General features: G+C 74.3%; 17 protein-coding genes and 2 pseudogenes. 13 read left to right on the forward strand and 6 right to left on the reverse strand.

The features are described from left to right. Positions 1-1445: 1445 nt before the first annotated feature. Entirely contained in the window at positions 1446-1676 is a 231-nt protein-coding gene (locus ACZ34W_RS32230; RefSeq protein WP_465609139.1) for a hypothetical protein, read from the reverse strand. Positions 1677-2177: 501 nt separating this feature from the next. Here ACZ34W_RS32230 and ACZ34W_RS32235 point away from each other — a divergent pair. Continuing rightward, the gene (locus ACZ34W_RS32235) at positions 2178-3941 is read left to right on the forward strand and encodes a sigma-70 family RNA polymerase sigma factor (protein ID WP_465609141.1); all 1764 of its coding nucleotides are present in this window, start codon (positions 2178-2180) and stop codon (positions 3939-3941) included. A gap of 42 nt (positions 3942-3983) precedes the next feature. On the opposite strand, the gene ACZ34W_RS32240 is transcribed toward ACZ34W_RS32235, so the two are convergent. Together ACZ34W_RS32240 and ACZ34W_RS32245 are read right to left on the reverse strand one after the other, a co-directional pair. After that, the gene (locus tag ACZ34W_RS32240; RefSeq protein WP_465609143.1) at positions 3984-4304 is read right to left on the reverse strand and encodes an NIPSNAP family protein; all 321 of its coding nucleotides are present in this window, start codon (positions 4302-4304) and stop codon (positions 3984-3986) included. Positions 4305-4356: 52 nt separating this feature from the next. Further along, positions 4357-5325, reverse strand: a complete 969-nt coding sequence (locus ACZ34W_RS32245) for an NADP-dependent oxidoreductase (protein WP_465609145.1) — start codon at positions 5323-5325, stop codon at positions 4357-4359. Between the two features lie 155 nt (positions 5326-5480). Between ACZ34W_RS32245 and ACZ34W_RS32250 the strand changes: the two genes are divergently transcribed. The 3 genes from ACZ34W_RS32250 to ACZ34W_RS32260 all read left to right on the forward strand — a co-directional run bounded on the left by ACZ34W_RS32250 (position 5481) and on the right by ACZ34W_RS32260 (position 8624). Then, on the forward strand, positions 5481-5849 hold the full coding sequence (locus tag ACZ34W_RS32250) for a winged helix-turn-helix transcriptional regulator (RefSeq protein WP_442906754.1): 369 nt from the start codon (positions 5481-5483) through the stop codon (positions 5847-5849). Between the two features lie 141 nt (positions 5850-5990). Then, the gene (locus tag ACZ34W_RS32255; RefSeq protein ID WP_465609147.1) at positions 5991-7310 is read left to right on the forward strand and encodes an LPXTG cell wall anchor domain-containing protein; all 1320 of its coding nucleotides are present in this window, start codon (positions 5991-5993) and stop codon (positions 7308-7310) included. A 177-nt stretch (positions 7311-7487) separates the two neighbouring features. Then, positions 7488-8624 carry a heparin lyase I family protein gene (locus ACZ34W_RS32260; RefSeq protein ID WP_465609149.1) on the forward strand — a complete coding sequence of 379 codons (1137 nt, stop codon included), beginning with the start codon at positions 7488-7490 and terminating at the stop codon, positions 8622-8624. A gap of 30 nt (positions 8625-8654) precedes the next feature. Here ACZ34W_RS32260 and ACZ34W_RS32265 read toward each other — a convergent pair whose 3' ends face one another. After that, the gene (locus ACZ34W_RS32265) at positions 8655-10214 is read right to left on the reverse strand and encodes a peptidoglycan-binding domain-containing protein (RefSeq protein WP_465609151.1); all 1560 of its coding nucleotides are present in this window, start codon (positions 10212-10214) and stop codon (positions 8655-8657) included. Positions 10215-10576: 362 nt separating this feature from the next. Between ACZ34W_RS32265 and ACZ34W_RS32270 the strand changes: the two genes are divergently transcribed. The 5 genes and pseudogenes from ACZ34W_RS32270 (at position 10577) to ACZ34W_RS32290 (ending at position 15901) form a co-directional block, all read left to right on the forward strand. Beyond that, positions 10577-10957 (forward strand): hypothetical protein, encoded by a 381-nt coding sequence (locus tag ACZ34W_RS32270; protein WP_465609153.1) that lies wholly within the window; start codon positions 10577-10579, stop codon positions 10955-10957. A gap of 107 nt (positions 10958-11064) precedes the next feature. Beyond that, entirely contained in the window at positions 11065-12624 is a 1560-nt protein-coding gene (locus ACZ34W_RS32275; RefSeq protein ID WP_465609155.1) for a helix-turn-helix transcriptional regulator, read from the forward strand. Between the two features lie 251 nt (positions 12625-12875). Then, positions 12876-14327: pseudogene (locus tag ACZ34W_RS32280) on the forward strand (RICIN domain-containing protein); the annotation flags it as partial. A gap of 18 nt (positions 14328-14345) precedes the next feature. After that, positions 14346-14861 (forward strand): annotated as a pseudogene (locus ACZ34W_RS32285) (WxL domain-containing protein); the annotation flags it as partial. 62 nt (positions 14862-14923) lie between these two features. After that, complete coding sequence (locus tag ACZ34W_RS32290) at positions 14924-15901, forward strand: DUF916 domain-containing protein (protein WP_465609157.1); 978 nt, start codon at positions 14924-14926, stop codon at positions 15899-15901. Here the strand turns inward: ACZ34W_RS32290 and ACZ34W_RS32295 are convergent. Then, positions 15891-16883, reverse strand: coding sequence for an aldo/keto reductase (locus ACZ34W_RS32295; protein ID WP_465609159.1), 993 nt, complete (start codon positions 16881-16883; stop codon positions 15891-15893). The two genes, ACZ34W_RS32290 and ACZ34W_RS32295, sit on opposite strands and share 11 nt — an antisense overlap. 290 nt (positions 16884-17173) lie before the next feature. Then, complete coding sequence (locus ACZ34W_RS32300; protein WP_465609161.1) at positions 17174-17833, reverse strand: class I SAM-dependent methyltransferase; 660 nt, start codon at positions 17831-17833, stop codon at positions 17174-17176. 170 nt (positions 17834-18003) lie between these two features. Between ACZ34W_RS32300 and ACZ34W_RS32305 the strand changes: the two genes are divergently transcribed. The 4 genes from ACZ34W_RS32305 to ACZ34W_RS32320 all read left to right on the forward strand — a co-directional run bounded on the left by ACZ34W_RS32305 (position 18004) and on the right by ACZ34W_RS32320 (position 20976). Further along, a complete protein-coding gene (locus ACZ34W_RS32305) occupies positions 18004-18609 on the forward strand; it encodes a hypothetical protein (RefSeq protein ID WP_465609163.1) in 606 nt (201 codons plus the stop codon). Positions 18610-18892: 283 nt separating this feature from the next. Continuing rightward, positions 18893-19495, forward strand: coding sequence for a hypothetical protein (locus tag ACZ34W_RS32310; protein WP_465609165.1), 603 nt, complete (start codon positions 18893-18895; stop codon positions 19493-19495). Next, entirely contained in the window at positions 19492-20133 is a 642-nt protein-coding gene (locus ACZ34W_RS32315; protein ID WP_465609167.1) for a hypothetical protein, read from the forward strand. Before ACZ34W_RS32310 ends, ACZ34W_RS32315 begins: the two co-directional genes overlap by 4 nt. A 141-nt stretch (positions 20134-20274) precedes the next feature. After that, positions 20275-20976: a hypothetical protein gene (locus ACZ34W_RS32320; protein WP_465609169.1), complete on the forward strand. Its 702-nt coding sequence runs from the start codon at positions 20275-20277 to the stop codon at positions 20974-20976. The last annotated feature ends 97 nt before the right edge of the window (positions 20977-21073 follow it).

Below are 21073 nucleotides of genomic sequence, written 5' to 3' on the forward strand. Positions count from 1 at the left end.
GAGATCTTCCCGGAGACCGGCGCCACCGAGGCGTCGCCCGACTTCACGGACTCCTGACCGGTCGAACAGGCGGTGGCCAGGCCCAGGGTGAGGAGAAGGCCGGCTGCGGCGGCGGCGCGGCTGGTGGGACGGAACATGGGGGAGCTCCTTCGAGGGCGCACCAGCCGCAGGGACGGAACGGGTGCGAGGGAGTCGGGCAGTGGTGCACATGCTGGTGGAATGCGAGCGGTGGAGTGCGGCGGTGCGCCGACCGGTGGTGGTTTGAGGCCGGGAGCCCCGCCTTGGCCAGTCAATCGAACGTAGACTGCCAGAAACAAACACTTCCGAACGCGATGGGGATATGACACCTCTGTTTCGGAAACCACGTCAAGGGTGCGGCGGGGTCGAGACCAGCTTGTGACGTGCGACCGGTGGCGGGGCGGACGGGACGGGCAGCCGGGTGGCAAGCCCCGCGGCCCAGCTGGGGGTTCACCGGGCGAGCCCGGATCCGGACCGGTCGCGCCCGGTCGCCCGGTCCGAATGCCGGCGGTAACGCTTGGGTAAACCCGCGGGACGGTCGGGGGCCACGGCGCTCCAACCCTCACGACCGGCGCAGGTGGACGGTCGCCTGCCGAGCCGCACGCAAGGAGAACAGTGAGAGAGCCCTCAGCGCCCTGGACCGCCTTCGAGCCCCGTGGCCGGCTGCCCCAGTCGGGCGAACGGGCGGCCGCGGACGCGCTGCCGTCGCTGCCCGAGAAGTGCCGGCGGGAGATCCTGCGGGCCGTGGTGCGGGCCGCCGGACAGCGGGAGCTGCCGTCCTCGGCGGCCGCCGTCGGGACCGCGCCCCGGGACGACTCCGCGGACGTCCGCCGCGCCCGCGCCGTCGCCGTCGCGGTCCGGACCTGTCGGTACCTGGCCGCCTGGCAGGACGGCGGGGACGGGCCGTCCTCCCCGCGGCCCGGGGTACCCGCGCCGTCCTGTCCCTCCTGTTCCGTCGGGAGTCGCCCACCGCGGCCGGGGGCGATGTACGGAGGCGACGACGAACCCACCGTCGTCCTCGAACGAGTCCGCACCGTGGCCCGCGCCGAACGGCCGGCCCTGTCACCGGCCCCGGTCGTCGGCCCGGGCCGGCGCTCGCGCCGCGTCCTGTGGTGGAGCCTGGCGCTCTCGGCCGCCGCGCTGGTCGGCGGTACCGCGGCCATCCAGCAGGTGGGCCGGGAGGCATCCGGGCCGGGTACGGCCTCGGTGCCCGGTGCCACCACCTCGGAGGCCTCGCCCGGCCCGACGGCGAATCCGGCCGGTCCCGTGGCGAGGAGCACAGCGGGCGGCGGCACGGGGAGTGGCACGGGAGGGAGCGGGACGGCGGGGCCGGCGAAGGGGCTCGCCGGTGCCGGGCCGACCGGGCCCGGCAGCCCGAAGCCGTCCGCGACCGGGCAGACCTCCGCGGCCCCGGTGGCCACGGGGCCTCAGGCGTCCAGACCCGGGGCACCCACCGGCTCCGCGCCCGGCGGTCCGGCGTCCGGTGGCCCGGCCGAGCCCCGGGCGGGCCGGACCTCGTCCGGGCCGACTCCCACCGCGACGCGCCGGGCGGCCTCGGAGCCGCCGCCCACGCTGCCGACCGCCCCGGTGTCGGCGAGCCCTTCCGTGCCGGTGGTGGTACCGTCGTCGGCCCCGCCCGGTCCGGTCGGCACACCCACGTCGACTCCGGAGCCTCCGGCGGGCAGTCCCACCGCCACGGAGGCACGGTGACGTGGGGTCGCCGGGGGGTGTGGGTGGCGCAGTTCCGAAGAGGCGTCAGGTATACGATTCTGCTCGGTCTTTCGGTAGCTTGGCCCCCTGGTGGGGTTCTGCGGCTCCGAGGAGGCTTCAGGTATACGATTCCGCTGTGGGTTGTCCGTGATCGCGGACGCTTCCGCCCGGGCCTTCGGCGGCCCACCGACGCTCGCCTTCGTGCGGCCTCCTCGACTGTCGCGCCGTGCCGAGCCCCCGTGAGCGGGTGCACTGTCGCGCGCTGTACTCCTCGGCGCGGACGCGCGTCCGTGACCGATCCGCCCGTGACCGATCCGACCCCGTAACCGACTCCGCACGCACCCGCTCCGTCGCCGCGGCCCCGGTGGGCGACCGGGAGCGAAACAGGCCCCGGGGGCCGCCCCCTCCCCGGTGCCGGGAACCGCCATGCTCACCCCGAAGGGACCCTCATGCCACGCCGATCAAGCCCGCTCGCCGCACTCGCGGACCAGCCGCCGACGTCCGAACACGGCCCAGCGGGGGAGCCCGGCGCGGACGACCCGGCCGCCGAGAGCGACGCGCGGCTGACGGCGCGGCTGCGGAACGGCGACGACCGGGTGGTCGCGGAACTCTACGAGCGCCACCACCGGGCGGCCCTGCACTACGCGCGGATCGTCACCGGTCGCGCCGAGAGCGCGGAGGACCTGGCGAGCGAGGCCTTCGCCCGGACCCTCGCGGCGGTGCGGGCGGGGGCGGGGCCGGTCGAGAACTGGCGCCCGTACCTGCTGGCCGTGGTCCGCAACACGGCGATGGCCTGGTCGACGGCGGACCGGCGCACCCTGCTCACCTCGGACTTCGGCGACTGGGCCGACCGGCAGGAGCAGGTGCTCTCGCCCGACGAGCTCTTCGCGGCCACCGCCGAGCGGCAGTTGGTCGCCGAGGCGTACCGGTCGCTGCCGGAGCGCTGGCGCACGGTGCTCTGGCACACCGTCATCGAACAGCGGCCGCCGGAGGAGATCGCACCGCTGCTCGGTCTCACCCCCAGTGGCGTCTCCTCGCTGGCCTTCCGCGCCCGTGAGGGGCTGCGGGAGGCCTACCTGGTGGCGCACGTCCGCCGCGCCGCGTCCCCCGACTGCGCGGCGCACTCCCAGGAGATCGCGGGTCTGGTCCAGCGCCCGTCGAAGCGGACCACCAAGAGGTTGGCCCGCCATCTCGACGAGTGCGCCGACTGCCGCTCGTGCCTGGCCGAGATGCGGGACGTCAACGGGCGCCTGCGGGCGGTGGGGCTCGGCTTCTTCGTCCTGTGGGACGGCGGTCACCCGCTGGGCGCCGGCGGCGGGGCCCTGGCCGTCGCCGGGCACGGGCACGGGGTGGGTACCGGGGTGGGTGCCGGGGCGAAGGCGGCGATCGGTGCGGCGGTGGCCGGGGTCGCCGCGACCGCGGTGCTGGTCACCATCGCCACCGGCTCCGGCCCGGCCGGCTCCCGGCCGGGCGCGTCCTCGCCGCCGCAGACGCGGATCGGGGCGGCCGCCCCGATCGGCACCGCCGCCGAGGCGCCGCCGACCGCCGACGTCGCCCCGACACCAGCCGGCCCGACGCCGACCCCGGTCACCCCGGCCTCGGGCCCGGCCGCGCCGCGGCCCGGTCCCGCGTCCGCCGGCACGCCGTCGGCGGCGGGGCGGGCGAGCGCCACCGCCCAGGCCTCCGCGCCGGCCGCGAAGTCCACGGCGTCGAAGGCGCCGAAGGGCACGGGCGGCGGGCTGTCGGCCGGGGTCTACACCGACGCCGGCGACCCGGCCCCCGCGCCGGGGGACCGGGTGGTGCGGCTTCGGCTGCCGGCACTGAACAGCTGCGTGGACGCCGAGGACGTCGACACGGTCGACGAAGAACTGCCGTACCGCGACGCCTGTGCCGCCGGGAACACCCAGAGCTGGTACCTGCGGCCCCAGCCGTCGGGCACCGGGTACTCCGTGATCAGCGCCGGGAACGGCGGCTGCCTCGACTCGACCGGTGGCGCCGCCGCGCAGGTCGTGCAGCACCCGTGCGGCAGCGGCCCCGGCCAGGTCTGGCAGACGGTGAGCCTGCCCGGCGGCGGGACGGGCCTCCAGCAGCGCCAGTCCGGTCAGCTCGTCGGCGCCGCGGGCACCGGGGCCGCCGAGGACCTGTTCCGCCTCTACCCCCAGTCGTGCGGCGCGGACGCCGCGTGCAACGGCAAGGTGGCGTTCCAGCTGTGACCGTCCCCCGGGCGTTCGGGCAGCACGCCCGGGGGACATCCGTCAGCGCAGCAGCGACCCGGGCGTCGGCACGACCCGGGTGACCACGGACTTGTCGAGGAAGAGCAGGTCGGCCACGGCCGGGCCGAGCTCGGCGACCCAGCGGTCGCTCTCGTAGACGGCCGCGTACGCCTCGACGCGGTGCGCCTCGTCCTCGAAGCGGCGGATCCAGACGTAGCCGTCGGGGTGCTCCTCGTCGACGAAGGACGCGGTGATCACCATGCCCTTCGAGGTCTGGAAGGGGATGACGGTCCGCTCCATGAAGCGCAGCCACTCCTCCCGTCGGCCGGGCTTGGTGACGTAGTGGCGGATCTCGTAGAACATCGCGGGTGCTCCTCGGAAAGGGGGGTCGGTGGACGGCGGGAACGGCGACGGCTCAGGAGCTGAGGTCCAGGACGAGCTTGCCGCGGGTGCGGCCGGTCTCGCCGTGGGCGTGGGCCAGGGCGGCCTCCGCCAGGCCGAAGACCTGCTCGACCTCGACGGCCAGCGCGCCGCCGTCGACGAGTTCGGCGAGCAGGGCCAGGCCCGTGCCGTCGGGCTCGACCAGGAAGGCACTGCTGCGGACCCCGAGATTCGCCGCGGCGGCGTGCAGGTCGGCGGAGACCCCGGAGGGGACGGCGACCAGCAGGCCGCCGCGGCGAAGCGTCCGCAACGAGCGCGTGCTGGTGCCGTCGTGCTCGTCACCGATCAGGTCGAGGACCACGTCGACGTCGGTCAGGACGTCCTCGAACCGGGTGGTGGTGTAGTCGACGAGCCGGTCCGCTCCCAGCTCGGTCAGCCACTCGTGCCGTCCGCCGCGGGCGGTGCCGATCACCTCGGCGCCCAGGTGCTTGGCGATCTGCACCGCGAAGTGCCCGACCCCGCCGGCGGCGGCGTGGACCAGGACCCGCTGACCGGGCCGGACCCCGGCGGTGTCCACCAGGGCCTGCCAGGCGGTGAGGGCCGCCAGCGGGACGGCCGCGGCCTGGACGTGGCTCAGCGTCGCGGGCTTGCGGGCGAACTGGCGGGCCGGCGCGGTGACGAACTCCGCGTAGCCGCCGGCGGCCCGGGGGAACCACGGCATCCCGTAGACCTCGTCGCCGGGCCGCAGCGTGCTCACCCCGAAGCCGACCTCCTCCACCACACCGGACACGTCCCAGCCGAGGACGAAGGGGGGCTCGCCCAGCACCCCGGCCATCCCGCCGCCGGCGCGGGTCTTCCAGTCCACCGGGTTGACGCCGGCGGCCCGGACCCGAACGAGCACCTCCGTCGGCAGCGGTTCGGGGCGCGGCAGCCGCTCGACCTTCAGCACCTCCGGGCCGCCGAAGCGGTCCTGGGTCACCGCGCGCATCGAGTTCACGGACATGATCGACTCCGTAGGAAGAGAACGGCGGGAGGCCCTCGGCGGGCCCTCCCTGCTGATGTCCTCGAGGCTATCCAATGGCATATAGTTACCCGCAAGGCCTACTGCTTCCCGATGGGAAGTGTCCTGGTGAGGAGTGGTTCAAGGTGTCGGAATGCGTGACCGGACAGCACGACCGGCATGACGTCTACGCGGCGCAGTGCCCCTGCCGGGCCATGCTCGACCTGCTGGCGAACAAGTGGTCGGCGCTGGCGATCGGAGCGCTCGGCCAGGGACCGCAGCGCTTCGGCGAGCTGCAGCGGCGCCTCCAGGGGGTCAGCCCCAAGGTGCTCACCCAGACCCTGCGCCGGCTGGAGGACGCCGCACTGCTGACCCGGACCGTCTACCCGGCGGTACCGCTGCACGTGGAGTACGCGCTCACCGAGCTGGGCCGCAGCGCCGCCGTCCCGCTGAGCATGCTGCGCGCCTGGGTCGAGGAGAACACCGCGCAGCCGCGGACCCGCCCGGGCCGGCTGTCCAAGGCCTGATCACCGGCGGGCGGAGGCGCCCGGGCCGGGTGCGAGGTAACGGATCGGCATACCCGCGGGACGGGTTCGCCGCCCCCGTCTCCATACCGGCAGACATCGACACGGTGTCAGGTTCCTCCGCGCTCGCCAGAAGGTGATCACTTGTCCACCCGCCGCAGTCTGATCCTCGCCGGTACCACCACACTCGTCATCTCCACGCTCCCGCTCGCGACAGCGGGCGCCGCCGGTACGGCAGCGCCCGGCACGCCGTCGCCCGGGGCGGCCTCGGCGAGTGCCTCCCCGGCAGGTCCGTCGGCCGCCGCCCCGCGCCTCGACGGCTCGCTGCAACGAGGACTGGAGCCGTCGGTGTCCGGTGTCCCGAAGGACTTCGAAGTCGGCGGTGCGGCAGAAGAGTTCGGCTACACGATCGCGAACCCGTCGGCGCACGACTTCGTGGCCTTCCCGCTGCTGAAGTTCAAGAACGTGACCGGTGACCTCCGCACGGCCGACCTCAGGGTCGAGTACCAGCTGCCGGGGAGCACCGGCTGGCTCAGGGGCTCACAGGCCCCGGGCAGCGAGGGCGTGGACGACGGCGTGCTGGTGGTGCTCGGCGGCAGGGACGGCGACAACGTCGCGGACGACGCGCTCGTGGCGGTCCGGAAGGGCAAGTCCCTCGCCCTCAAGGTCCGGGTCTCCTTCTCCGCCCAGGCGCCGGTCGGCAGGGCCGGCGTGGCTCCGGTGCTCTTCGCCGCGCAGCTCGACGACGCGACCGGGCAGCCGGTGGACCGCGGCAGTTACGGCTGTGCCTGTGGGGTGGGGTGCGCGGGATTCCGGATCAAGGCCCCGGCGCCGGTCGCCACGGCGTCCCCCACCCGGGTGCCGTCGCCCACCGCGACGGCGTCGCGCCTCGCCACGGCGCCGCCCGCCGCTCCCGCGGTCACGCCGTCGCAGACGGCCACCTCGGCGCCCAGGAGTGCGGCGCCCACCGCCCCGGCTCCCGCCGCCACCCCCGTGGCGACGCCCACCACGTCCGCGACGCCCTCGGCCACCGTCAGTCGCCCGACCGCCTCGCCGACCCACGCGCCCTCGCCCACGCCGACCGTCGCAGTCCCGACCGTCACCGCCCCGGCCACCGCTCCCGCGGTGACGGCCCGTCCCACGACGCCGTCCACCTCGTCCTCCGCCCCGGCGCCCGCGCCGTCCGCGTCCGCGTCAGCGCCGTCCGCGTCCGCCGATCCGGTGGGCGACGGCCCGCTGCCGCTTCCGGTGCCCATCGACAACCCGACCATCGCGCCGCTGAGGATCCAGCCGGCGGCGGTCGTCCAGGCGAAGACCACGGCGGACGCCGTGGAGCGGAACCTGGCCCAGACGGGCGGCGGTGACCACCAGGCGCTGATCACCGGGGCCGGTGTCGCCACCCTCGCCGCGGGCACCGGTGTCCTGGTGCTCCTGCGCCGCCGGCGGGCGGCCCGGCACGGCTAGCGGCGCGGTCGCGGCATCCACGGTGTGACGCCGTGGAACCCGGGCCGGCGGCGCCCTCCCGCGCGCGCCGCCGGCCCGGCCGTGCCGTACCCGCCCACGGGGAGGCCCGCCCGAGGACGGCCCCGAGTCGTCCCGGGGACGGACAACGTCGAACGCCCTGACAGGACAGGAATCATCGTGCTATCTCGTCCGAATCTGGCCGGTGCCGTGCTCACGGCCCTGGTGGCCGTCGGCCTCGTCGGTGCGCCGGAGGCCGCCGCCGCGTCGGTGGCCTACGATTTCGAATCCTCCGACGGCTGGCCCTACATGGCGCTCAACGGCTTCGGCCGGGTCTCCGCCGTCCCCGCGCCGGCCGGCGGCTCGGGACGGGCCGCGCGGTTCAACGTGCCCAACGACGGGCGCTCGTTCAAGACCGAGCTGGTGATGAAGAACCTCGGTGCGGGAAGTCATCGCTTCTCCTTCGGCAACTACCTGCCGAACGACTGGCCCCGTGAGGACTTCGGCACCATCGTCGCCCAGTGGTTCAGCACGCAGGGGGACGACAACGACGGGGTGAAGCCCGTCGTCGCACTCTCGCTGAACGGCCAGGCCTGGCTGCTGAAGGTGCACTGGCTGGAGGGGGCGGAGGTCCGGGAGACGGTCGTCCCGCTCGGGACGGTGCAGTTCGGCCACTGGAACCGGTGGGTCGTCGACATCACCTGGTCGACCCCGTCGTCGCCCGGTTCCATCGTGGTGGTCCGGGACGGCGTGAAGGTCGGATCGCACACCGGGGAGAACAACTACCACCGAGGGGAGGCACCGCACTTCCGGATCGGGATCTACCGCCCGACCTGGCGGCCGGAGAAGAAGGTGGCGCACTCCGTCGGCGGCCCCGACGCCGTCCTGTACGTCGACGACGTCTCGATCACGGACGTGACCGCGGGCGCTCCCGCCGCGCCGCCCTCCCCGGCGGCGAGGAGCACGCCACCGCCGTCGCAGTCCGCCACCGGCACACCGGCCGCGTCCGCACCCGCTCCGACGGCCTCGCCGAAGCCCTCGGCCACCGCCGCTCCGACGGCGACCCCGAGCCCGACGCCCACCGGCGAAACGGCGGCCCCCGCCTCGCAGTCGTCGCCGGAGCCGGACGACGCGATGACCCGCGCCGAGGCCGAGGCCGCGCTGCCGGTCTCCGTCGGGACGACGGCCGCCCCGGCCGAGGAGCCGTCGCCCACCGCCGCGTGGATCGGCGGCGCGACCGCGTTCACCGCCCTCGCGTGCGTCGGCGGGGTGCTCCGCCGCCGTCACCGGGGGACCGGCCGGCGCAGGCGGCGGTGAGCGCCGCCTGCGCCGGGCCTTGGGCCGCCGTCACCCCTGGGCCGTCGGCCCGGGCCGGCACCGTGGCCCGGCGGTCGGCTGTTCGAGGGCGGCCCTGGTCCGATCGCCGAAGACGGAGAAGCTGCGCTCGTCGCCGCGGATGCCGGCGGCCTGCTGGAATCCGGTCAGCATGCGCTCGGTGACGGCGTCGAAGCGCCCCTGCACGAATCCCTGCTCCGGCATGCACCCGGCCCTGATCAGCAGCTGCTGCAGAGCCGTCACCTCCGGCCCGCTGTCGCCCCGTCGGAGCGGCCGGGCGGGCGGTGGTATCGGCGCGGACGGCGAGGCGGTCGGGGCCGGGGCGACCGGTGGCGTCGGCGCCGCGGCCGGTGTGCTGGGCGCGCTCACCGTGGCCGGTGCGCCGGCCGTCGTCGGTCCGGGGACGGCCGTCGAGGGAGCGGGGGTGGGGGCGGACGAGGGCGTCGCCGGTACGGTCCTGGACCTGCTCGGTGTCGGTGTCGCGGTGGGCCGGGCCGACGGCGACTCGCGCGCGGGGGGTACCGGTGCGGCACTCGGCACCGTCGGGTCCGGCGCGATCGTGTCCAGGACGGTGGCCGAGGTCCCTTCGGGCGTCGGCGACCCGGTGACCCGGCTCGACGGCGGCTCGGCCACCGCCAGCCCGAAGGCCAGCGCGACCGTGCCGATGCCCGCGGCGCCGATCGCGAGGCGGCGGCGGGCGAGGCGGCGGGTCGGTCCGGGCCGGCGGTGGGCCGGGCCGATGACGATCTCCACCGACGGCTCCTCCCGGGGCGCCACCCGCGCGTGGCGCGGCCCGGGGCCCGCCGGGGCGGTGGCCGGCCGGTGATCGGCGGGCACCGGGCGGAACCGGGCCAGCAGGCCCTCGCTCAGGCGACCGGCCTCCCAGCGGTGGACGGCCCGCAGGTCGGTCATCGCCCGGTGACAGCGGTCGCAGAGCGGCAGATGGGCGGCGAGTTCGGCGGGAGTCGGCGCGTCGGTGGCGGCCGTCTCCCCCAGCAGGGCCGCGAGGTGCCGGCACTGCCGCTCGGGCGCCCCGAGGGCGTGCGCCCGGATGTACGCGTCGGCGAGCCTCCGGCGGGCCGCCGGCGGGGGAGCCGGGACCGTGGCCGGGTCCGCCGCGAGGGCCCGCCACAGCTCCATGGCGGGGAGGTCCGGGAGCTGCCCCAGTGCAGCCAGCAGGGGACTCGTCCCCTCGACGGTGGCCACGACGTCACGGGGGTCCTGCTGCGGCGCCCGGCGCACCGACAGCCAGCCGAGGAAGCCCGGTGACAGGTCGTCGCCCCGCCCCGCGGCGGCCCACCCGGCGGCGACCAGGCGCGCCTCGCCGAGCAGCAGGAAACTCCACGAGCCGCCGGGGAGCCGGTCCCGGTGCGAGGCGTCGAGCGCCCGGTCGAGGACCTCCGCCGCGAGGCCGTGCGCCTCCCGGGGGGTCGCGCACAGCGTGTCCGCGTAGGCGAGCACCAGGTCGCCGTAGCGGCGCGTCAGCTCCCGGGTGGCGGTCCGCCGGGCGGAGCCGGAGAGCAGGAGCTCGCCGAGCTCCGCGTCGGTGAGTGAGGCGAGGGAAGGTGACATGAGGGTCCTCGGTGAGGTCGACCGGCGGCGGTCGCGGACGGCCCGCGAGCCCGCCGCTCCCGGAGGCGTTGTGAACCTTGGAGTCGGGATCGGCGCCGCCGTCCCGCCCTGTTACCCGATCGTGATCCGACGCGGGAGGAGGCGGCTCCGCCGCCCCCGCGCACCCGGTCACGGACGTACGGACCCGCGGGCCCGGGACGCCCCCGACTACCCATGACTCCGGGGGCGGGTACCTACGGTTCGGCGCGTTCGAGGGAAGTTGGGTGGCCTCGTCGCTGGACCCCGCCCCCGCCCCCGACCTTTGCTGGATCCAGGAGTACCGCCCGCGCAGTGAGCGGGCGACGTCCGAGAGGGAAGAACAGATGACCAACCGCATCCGGCCGGTCGCGAGCCGCTCCACCGCCATCTACCTGCGCTGCTACCCGTACGACACGGTGTACCTGCTGGACTACTGGCGGATCCTCGCCCGCTACTCCGCCGAATCCGGGCTGGGCGACGCGACCGTCTTCATGGACAACGGCCGGCGCTCGACCGACGACCTGACGGCGCTGGCCGATCTGACCCGCGCCGTCGAGGAGGGTCTGTGCGCCACCGTGCTGATCCCCGGCCCCTTCGTGTTCTCCCTGGACGACGCGGAGGCCGGCGCGGCGGTCCGCAGGCTGGAGGAGGCCGGGTGCCGGGTCGTCCAGATGCCGCGCCCCTCGTTCTGGAACGAGGCCCCCGAGCCGGTCGCCGTCCCCTGACGGAGTAGGAGCGACCGCGTCCGGCGGCGGCTGTACTTTGGAGGTGTTCAGCGGCCCGACCGTCGTCACCGACCCGGTGGGGCGGTCAGCGGCGCCGGGAGTACGGCATGGCGGAGACGGAACACGGCGGGGGCCAGGGGCCGGCCGGCCGGTGGGGCTACACGTTCGTGGGCCGCCGGCGCGAGCTGACCGGGCTGCTGTCGGCCGTCTCGTCGCGGCCCGCCGTGGTGCTGGTGGAGGGCGAGGCGGGCATCGGGAAGTCCCGGCCGATCATGGAGGTCGGCGCACTGCTGGAGGCCGACGGCGTGCGGGTGATCGTCGGCGCCTGCCACCCGCTGCGGGAGCCGCTCCCGTACGGGCCGGTGGTCGACGCGCTGCGCAAGGTCGGCCCCTGGCTGCCGCCGCCGGAGGAGATCGGCGCGGCCGCCGCCGCGCTGGCCACCCTGCTGCCGAACCTGGCCGACCGGCTGCCCGCACCACCGCCGGACGACGGCGCCCCCGCCGCACCGCTGAGCCACCGGGTGCTGGACGGCGTCCGGACACTGCTGGGCGCGATCGGTCCGGCCGTGCTGGTGGTGGAGGACCTGCACTGGGCCGACGAGCCGACCCGCGAGCTGCTGTTCCTGCTGGCCAGGGACCTGCCGCCGGACGTTGCGCTGGTACTGACCCACCGCGGCGAGGACCTGCCGGTGTCGACGCCCGTGCTGGGAGCGGCCTACCGGCGACCGCTGGGGACGGGCGGCACCGACCTCGCCCTCAAGCCGCTCACCGAGTCCGACCTGCGGGAGCTGGCGGCCGCCGTCCTGGGCACCGCCGCCACGGCGGCCGTCACCAGCATGCTGTTCGAGCGGAGCGCGAGCCTGCCGCTGATCATCGAGGAGGACCTGATCACCCTCAGCGCCCGGGTCGAGCACCCGGACGCGGGTGCGCCGGCGCCGGCGGGCGCGGCCGGCGGCGAGGAGGCCGCCCGGCTGCGCAGGACGATGACCGTGCCGCGCAGTCTGCGCGAGGTGCTGGCCGAACGGGTGGTGCGGCTCTCGCCCACGGCGGTCGCACTGGTGAACGCGGCCGCGGTGCTGGCCGTCCCGGCGGGCGAGGAACTGCTGACCGCGTCCGCCGGGCTCGACCGGGACGCCGGGCAGCAGGCGCTGCTGGAGGCGCTCGGGGCCTCGGTGCTGCGCGAGGTCGGCGCCGACTCCAACGGGTTCGCCCACGTCCTGGCGTGCCAGGCGGTGTACGAGGGGATGCCCGGCCCCCTGCGCTCGCGCGGGCACCGCAGCGCACTGGCGGTGCTCCAACGGCAGAGCCCGCCACCGCTGGCGCAGATCGCCCACCACAGCCGCGCCCTGGGCCGACCGGGCCCGGGCGCTGATGGCGAACAGCACCGACCGGGGTGCCCGGGCGATCGTCGAGGCCAACCGCATCACCGCCGCAGCAATCCCCGCGGCCGGGCCGGCTACGGCGGCGCGCTCTCGCCGCGCGAGCGGCAGGTCGCCGGGCTGCTCGCCGAAGGGGCCGGCAACAACGACATCGCCGCCGCGCTGTTCCTCTCACCGCGCACGGTCGAACACCACGTCGCCAGCGTCCTGAAGAAGCTCGGCGCCACCCGCGCGGCACTCACCGGTGCCGACGCCGGGCCGGTGGACGGGCCCCTTCGCCGCGACTGAGCTGCCGCGATGCCCGGGGCGGACACGGCCGGCGAGAGCTGGTGATCGCTGCCGCCGGAGTAACCGAAGTATGGCCGCCAGGTATCAGTAATGTTTCGACGTGTTGACTTGTCGGGCGCGCTCGGCAAGCCTGAGGGTCCCCCATCTGTTGAATTCCGCGTAATCACGTTTGTTTCTGTTCATTAGTGAACGGAGCTCCGGTGGCTGGACCCGGAGGTCAGGACGAGCGCGGACGACGTCGAGGAACCCGTATGAAAAGAGTGGGATCCGTTCTCGCAGGCCTTCTCGGCCTGCTCCTGGCTGTGATCGCGGGGCCGTCACCGGCCCAGGCCGCGCCGGTCACCGCCACCGCAGGCACCCAGTTCCCGGACACCACCGGAGCGGGGGTGCAGGCACACGGTGGTGGCGTGATCAAGGTCGACGCCTACTACTACTGGTTCGGCGAGGACCGCGGCGAGGACAACAAGTTCCGCTACGTGTCGGCGTACCGGTCCACGGACCTGAAGACCTGGGAGCCCCGGGGCCACGTGCTCACCCAGGAGACCGACCCGGAGCTGAAGGACGCGCTGATCGAGCGTCCGAAGGTCCTGTACAACGCCAAGACGAAGCAGTTCGTGATGTGGATGCACAAGGAGGCCGACGACTCCTACGCCGAGGCCCGGGCAGCCGTTGCGGTCTCCTCGACGGTGGACGGCCAGTACCAGTGGAAGGGCTCGTTCCGTCCGAAGGACGCCCAGGGCAACGAGTACATGTCGCGGGACATCACCGCCTTCGAGGATCCGGGCACGGGCAAGGCGTACATGATCTCCTCGGCGAACAACAACGCCGACCTGATGATCTATCAGCTCACCGAGGACTACACCCAGGTGACGGGCGTCCCGGCGAACCCCTGGCCGGGCCAGCACCGCGAGTCTCCGGCGATGTTCAAGCGCGGGGACACGTACTTCATGCTGACCTCCGGCACCAGCTACTGGGACCCGAACCAGCAGAAGTACGCCACCGCCCCGAGCCCGACCGGGCCGTGGACGGAGATGAAGGACGCCGGCGACAACTACGGCCACGGCTCGCAGACGGCGTTCGTGCTGCCGGTCGAGGGCAGTGAGACCACATCCTTCCTCTACCTGGGCGACCGGTGGGCGGGCAAGGGGGCCGACCCGAAGCGGGTCAACGACTCCACCTACGTCTGGCTGCCGCTGCAGTTCCCGACCGCCACCACGATGGACCTCCCGTGGTACCCCGAGGTCTCGATCGACACGGCGACCGGCCGGGTGGCCGGCTCCGGCGGCGACCCCCTCAACACGCTCACCAACAAGGCCAGCGGCCTCTGCGCGAGCGTGAGCGACAGCCTCTCCGACAACAACGTGCCGGTGGTCCAGGGCGCCTGTGACGGCGGACTGAACAGCGAGTGGCGGTTCACCAACAACGACAACGGCTACGTCCGGGTGCTCGCCCAGCACAGCGGCAAGTGCCTCGACGTGGCGGACAACTCGACCGCCGACGGCGCCGAGGTCAAGCAGTACGACTGCGGCTCGGGCAACAACCAGCGCTGGCGCTTCGAGGGCCCTGCCGAGGGCCCGGTCCGCATCATCGTGAAGCACAGCAACAAGTGCCTGGACCTCCAGGGCGGATCCCTGGCGGCCGGTGCCAAGCTGGTCCAGTCGGACTGCGACGGCAGCCCCGGCCAGGACTGGAAGGTCGCCGTCGCCGGCGCTCCGACCGACCCGACCCACCCGACCGACCCCACCGACCCCACCCACCCGACCGACCCCGGTACCGGCACCCCCGGCACGGTGGACCAGCAGATCAGCACCTCGGTCGACGCCGGCGTGCTCTCGATGGCCGCCGCGACCGACGCCGTCCGCCTCCCGGCGGTGGCCTTCGGCTCGGGCGCGCCCTCGACCGGCTCCCTGAACACCGTGACCGTGAAGGACTTCCGCGGCGGCACCGCCGGCTGGTCCCTCACCGGCAAGGTCACCGACTTCACCGGGCCGCGCGGCAGGATCGACGCCGAACGGCTGAGCTGGACCCCCAGCTGCACCACCAAGGCCGACAGCCCGAGCTCCTGCCAGGCGGGCAGCCCCGGGACCATCGGCAAGGCCGGCGCCACCCTGGCGTCCGTCACCGACGCCGCGCTGACCGGTGGCGAGTTCACCGCGGGGGCCGCCGTGTCCCTGGACATCGCGAAGTTCACCCCCGTCGGCAACTACTCCGGAACGCTCACCCTCACCCTCCTGTGACCGTGCTCGCGGGCCGGACGCCTGAGGCGTCCGGCCCGCGGCACCCCGAAAGCTGGTCCGCCATGCGCAGAGCACCCGTCGTCACCGTTCTCCTCCTCGGCCTGCTGGCCCTCTTCCCCACCCAGGCCCACGCCGCCGACAACGGCGAATGGTCGGTCAAGCCGGCGGACTCGGTGATCACACCGCGCGCGGCGTTCCAGCTCTCGGCGCAGCCCGGCGCGACCTTCACCGACCGCGCCGTCGTCACCAACACCACCGACGGCCCGCTGACCCTGCACCTCTACGTCGCCGACGCCTACAACACCGAGCGCGACGGCGGTCTGGCGGTGCGCGGCCGCGAGGAGGCCCAGCACGACGTCGGGGCCTGGGGGAAGCCGGAGCAGGACGTCGTCACCGTCCCGGCCCGCTCCGCCCTGCCGGTCGGCCTCACCCTGACCGTGCCCGCCGACGCCTCGCCCGGGGACCACGTGGGCGCCCTGGTCGCCGTCGACGATCGCGTGCCGACCGCGGCCGGCTCCTTCATCGGCATCCAGCGCGGCGTCGGCGCCCGGATCTACCTGCGCGTCGACGGCGCGGAGCGGCCGGCGCTCGCCGTCGAGAACGTCCGGTTCGCCGCGCACAACCCGCAGGTGCCCTGGACCGGCCGCACCGACTCGACCGTCTCCTACACCCTGCACAACACCGGGAACGTGAAGCTCGACCCCCGCGCCGACCTGCACGTCGGCGGGGTGTTCGCGGGCGGTCCCACTACCCGGCAACTGACCAACGTGCCGGCCGAGTTGCTCCCGGGGCAACAGGTCGAGGTCACCGAGGCCTGGTCCGGCGCCCCCACCGGCTGGGGCGACGTCACCGTCACCGCCACCGCGAACGGCGTCACCGCCACCGGCTCCGACGACTTCACCCAGGTGCCGTGGCTGCTCGCCGGCGCCCTGATCCTCCTCGCCGCCGCCGGCACCGCCGCGGCGGTCACCCGGCGCCGCCGCCGCCGGCGGCCGGCCGCCCGGCACCGCGGACGGCCGGAGGCGGGCGTCAGCGACTGAGCCGGTCGATCTCGGCGAGCTCCTCGGCGGTCAACGGACCGCCGTCGAGCGCGTCGAGGTTCTGGTCGAGCTGGGCGGTGCTGGACGCGCCGATGATCACCGAGACCACCCGCTCGTCCCGCAGCACCCAGGACAGCGCCAGCTGGGCCAGGGTCTGGCCGCGCCGCTCGGCGATCTTGTTCAGCGCGCGCAGCTGCTCCAGCTTCTCCCCGGTCAGCGCCTCCGCGCGGAGGAAGCGGCCGACCGACATCCGCGAGCCGGCCGGCACCTCACCGGACAGGTAGCGGTCCGTCAGCAGGCCCTGCGCCAGCGGGGAGAACGCGATCAGACTGGTCCGCGTCTCGCCGACCGCGTCCAGCAGGCCGTCCTCGGCGGCGGCGCGGTCCAGGATCGAGTACCGGACCTGGTTCATCAGCATCGGGGTGCCCAGGTCGCGCAGGATCTCCACGGCCTCGCGGTGCTGCGCGGCGGGGTAGTTGGAGACCGCCGCGTACAGGGCACGGCCGGAGCGCACCGCCCGGTCGAGCGCCCCCATCGTCTCCTCCAGCGGCGTCGCGGGGTCGTAGCGGTGCGAGTAGAAGACGTCGACGTAGTCCAGACCCGTCCGCTCCAGCGACTGGTCCAGGCTCGCCAGCAGGTACTTGCGCGACCCGCCGACGCCGTACGGGCCCGGCCACATGTCGTAGCCCGCCTTCGACGCGATGAACAGCTCGTCCCGGTACGGCTTGAAGTCCCGGGCGAAGAGAAGACCGAAGTTGCGTTCCGCGCTGCCGTACGGCGGGCCGTAGTTGTTCGCCAGGTCGAAGTGCGTCACACCGCGGTCGAAGGCCCGGCGCAGCACCGCGCGCTGCACCTCCAGTGGCTGGGTGTCGCCGAAGTTGTGCCACAGGCCGAGCGACACGGCGGGGAGCAGCACACCGCTGCGGCCGGCCCGCCGGTAGGACATGGACGTGTAGCGGGTCTCCGCGGGGTGGTAGGTCATACCGACATCCTTTCAGGCGGAGGCCGGTGGAGGGAACCAACATCCGCGCCTGAAAAGGACGTTGTCGAAAAGGGATGGAGGCAAGGCCTCCAGGCGAGATCTTGGCGGAGCAGCAGCTCACCATGGTCTCCCGCCTCCTCGCCGGACGAATCTCGCCACCACGAAATATCGCACACGAAGGACTCATGGCGCCGGGTGACCGGGTGGTCGCCCCCGGCACAGACGCCGCGACGCGGGCGTCCCCCTCCCGCCGGTCGTGCCACGGCCGGGAGCGCTCGCGTCGGGAGGGCTCAGCGCAGTCGGCGGGCGCGGAGCACCAGGTCGTCGGAGTGGTGGGCGCCGGCGCCGCCCTCCGGAGCCACGCGCGGCCGCTGCTCGTCCACCTCGACCTGCCAGTCCTCGTCGAGGAGCGCGGTGACCATCGCGGGCCACACGTAGTCGGCGGGGTCGAACTCGCCCGCCCGTGCCTCCCGGGTGTCCATGCCCGCGTGGTGCACGAGCAGGAGCACGCCGCCGGGCGCGACGGCCGCGAGCAGCGCCCGCTCGGCCGCGGCGCCGGGGGTGCGCAGTAGGGCCGGGTACTGCGCGGAGACCAGGTCGAAGGAGGCCGGCGGGAGGGCCGCCCCGACCAGTTCCGCGTGCACCCAGCGAACGGTGACGCCGGCGTCCCGGGCGTGCCCGGCCGCCCGCTCCAACGCCACGCCGGAGACCTCCAGCGCGGTCACGTCCCACCCTCCGCGCGCCAGCCAGACGGCGTCCGCGCCCTCGCCGCAGCCGACGTCCAGCACCCGCCCGGGGGCGAGCCCTTCGACCTCGGCCACGAGCGCGCCGTTCGGGCGGCCGCTCCACAGTTGCCGCCGGTCGGCGTACCGGCCGTCCCACTCGGCCCGCACGGCGGGGTCCCCGAGGTACTCGCCCGCGGGCGAGGTTGCTGCGATGTCGTCGGTCATGCCCCCACGCTCGCCCGCTGCCCACCGGGTGGGCCAGTTCTGTTGCCGATCCGGCAAACCGCGCGGGAGGCCCTCGTCTGGGGGCACCGTCCCGGTCCTCTCCGGCTGCGGGGCCCGCTGCTACGATCCGCGCAGTTCAGACGCTGTATCAGACAGAGGTGGGGCCGGAAATGCAGGGCGAGAGGGACGAGCGCGACGCGAAGCCGGTGAACCGGCGGAGGCTCGTCGGCGGAATAGCCGCCGGGGTGTGTGTCCTGGGCCTGGCCGGTGCCGGGGGCCTGGCGCTGCGGGGGTCGCACGATCCGGTCCCGGTCGGGTCCTCGGTGGGTTCCGGCGCCTCGGCCGACACCTCGCCGAGCCCGACCGCTTCGGCGAGCCCCGCGCCCTCGGAGCCCGCCCCGCCGGCGGAGGTCGTCCTCGCCGCCACGAGCACGCCGCCGGTCGGGACCCCCGTGCCCACCGAGCCTCCGGCAGCCCCGGCGCCGGCCCGGTCCACGGTCGCCGCACCGCCGCGCCCCTCGAAGACCGCGGCCGCCCCGAAGCCGGCGCCGACCCGCGTGCCCGCCCCGTCGCCGACCCTGGACCAGGAGAACCCGCCCGCCGCGTGGAGCCCCGGCCCGCGACCCACCCCGACCCTCCCGAAGCCCCCGACCAGTTGCCCGGCCCTCCAACTCCCCAGCTGGGACGGCTGCCACCCGATCGGCCCGGTGATCACCCTCCCCCCGATGACCATCCCCCCGCAGCCGAACGTCACCCCCTCCACGGTGACCCGCTGAGCGTGCTCCCCACGTGATCTCGGGCCAATCGCTGCTTCAGGGCGCTGCGCCGGAGCTGGTCGCCGGCGGCCACCGCCCAGGATCGGAACCGCTCGCCCAGGACGCTTCCCGGGTCATGGAAATCCCAACTTCCTGGGATGGAAATGTCATTCGTACGCGAGGAAGAATCCTGCGCCGAGCCGGGTGCGCACCGTCAGGGCCCGGCAGACCGACCATCAGGAGGATCCCTGTGGAAACCGTCCCGCGGCGTCAACTTCGCCGGCGTCTGGGCACATTGGCCACCTTGACCGTGACGCTCGCCGGGCTCGGTGGCATCGCCGCGGGTGCGGCGCACGCCGACCCGCTGCCCCGGCCGCCGTCCGACGCCTGCAACCCGAACCTGGAGACGATCTGGCAGGACGTCGCCACCGCTCGGGTCACCCCCAAGATCACCCATTGGACCGGCATCTCCATCGCGCCCGGCACCACCGGCAGTTCCACGGAGACGCTCTCCGAGGTCGACAGCGTCAGCACCACCTACAACACCTCGGTGGAGATCACCGCGCAGGCGAGCGTCCTGTTCGCCAAGGTCTCGGCCAAGGTCGGCTTCTCGGTGCAGAAGACCAAGGCGAGCACCAGTACCTGGTCGCGGACGGTCACCATGAACTTCAACCGCCCCGGTGAGTACGGGCTGTTCAAGGGCACCCACAAGGTCGAGGGCGAGTTCGTCCGCTACCAGTGTGCCCGGACCGGTGCGAACACCGGCGTCTGGGTGAACACCATGACCGGCGGCACGGGGTCCTACGTGACGTTCGACGTCGAGATCCAGGGCACCATCGCCTGCGACAGCCCCGTCGTCCCCGGCAGCGTCCAGGAGCTGGCCCGGCGCCAGCTGACCTGCCCGTGAGTACGGCGGCCCGCCCCACCCGCGCCGTACTGGTGCTCGCCTTCGTCGGCGCGCTGCTGCTGTCCGCCGCCCCGCAGGCCTCGGCGGCCGGTCCCCTCCCGGGTCCTTACGGCACGATGTGCGACCCGACCCCGGTCCGGCTCCAGAGCCCCTACACCGACTGGGGCAAACCGCCGGACCCCCGGGGCAGCTTCCCGCAGCCCATCAGGACGTACGGTCCGACCTACCTCTCCACCCACCCCTACAAGGTCTTCGACCCGGACCGGCCCTTCCGCCGCTACCAGGCCGAACTGCTGACCGACGACTGGGGAGGGGCCACCTACTGGAACATCTGCCGGGGTGAGGGGCCGTCCGTCTACCTCACCACCTGGCCGAACTCCGACTGCCTGACCGTCTCCGATCCGGTGAGGTACCCCAACGCCGAAGTCACCGTCAACGGGTGTGTCGAGAACCAGAGCCAGGGGCTCAAGTTCCGTATCCACACCAATGACGCGGGCTGGTCGGTGCTCCAGGACGAGCGCTGGGGCTACTACCTGGACGCCGTCCGGACCACCTACCAGGACGAGGTCTACGGGACGGAGTGGATCTACACCCTGAAGCTGTCCGCCGACAACGCCCTGGCGTTCCGGATCGTCTGAGCCGCCCGGCGGGCGCCCTCCCGTCGAGGGCGCCCGCCGCTGTTCGGCCCGGGCGCAGGGTTGGAGAGTCGATGGGAGCCGGTACGGGTGCTGCTGACGCTTTCCGGCCCGCGACTCCGACGGGGGCTCTAACCTGGCGCGATGACGAGTCGAAACCCAGTCTCCCGTACCGGCGCGGCCGCCCTGGTGGCCGCCGGCCTCGTTCTCCTCAGCGCGTGCGGCGGCGGGGGCGGCAGTGGTGAAAGCAAGGCGAAGCAAGTCGGTTGGTACCGCACGGTCGGCGACCTCTGCGCCGTGCTGGGCGATCCCGGCCTGCCGGGGCAGCTGAGGAGTTCCATACCGGTGACGAGCGCCGGGATCGCGAGCGACCCGTCCAAGTCGCTCAGCTGCGGCTACGACGGCGGTCCGGCGACCGAGGACTGGCGGGTGAGCGTCGACGCGACGGTCTTCGAGGCGGCCCGCGGCTGCCACTGGCTGGAGGTCGAGGCGGACATCGCGAAGTCCCCGCTCGGCGGACCGAAGCCGACCGAGACCCGGAAGTTCGAGACGACCGACGGCGGGGGGCTCGGCCAGGAGGGCTACCAGTCGTCGGTCCGGCACCCGCTCACCGACACGATCCCGGGGCCGGTCGACCAACTGGGCTTCAGGTCGGCCTTCTGCGACGGCAATCTACGTCTGACGGTCACCGTCGACTACAGCGCGGGCTCGGAGATGTCCGCGGACTACCCGAGCGCGCTCGACAAGGCGGAGGAGGCGTCACGGAAGAAGGCCGCCGAACTGCTCAAGCGGGCGCGGGAGGCACTGTACGAGCGTGCGATGAGCCCGCAGCCGACGGTCACGTGACACGCGGGCGCCCCGCCCGGGACGTCCCGACGGTGCCCCGGACCGGCCGGCTCTCCCGGCGGTCGGGGGTGCCGCCGTCAGCCTGCTCGCGCTGACC

It is taken from the genome of Kitasatospora sp. NPDC022856, from assembly GCF_055561235.1.